Genomic DNA, 259 nt, shown 5'->3' on the forward strand with positions numbered 1-259 from the left:
GTGGTATCGCGTTCAATCACTTGACAAGCTGACTAACATTTCTAACATTGTTATTTATGAAGTAGAACCTGAACCGCCTGTTGTTGTTATTCCGACCGAAATACATTTGGTGCAATCACCATTTTATATAAAGTATACCGATGTTCCAAATTTCAATGGTCTTTTGATAGTCCGTCTATACATCTGGGCAGGTGCTTACGTTGAAAAACCTGTTGAGCCAAATTATTCATTCTCGGTAAATGGTTCATCATATATCGAG

The 259-nt window shown here is 37.5% G+C and carries 1 protein-coding gene; it reads left to right on the forward strand.

From position 1 onward, the window contains the following. A partial coding sequence (locus SB660_RS21765) for a hypothetical protein (RefSeq protein ID WP_410584508.1) occupies positions 1–259 on the forward strand: 259 nt, incomplete at both ends.

It is taken from the genome of Bacillus sp. SIMBA_005 (genome assembly GCF_046535585.1).
GTDB lineage: Bacteria > Bacillota > Bacilli > Bacillales > Bacillaceae > Bacillus > Bacillus pumilus.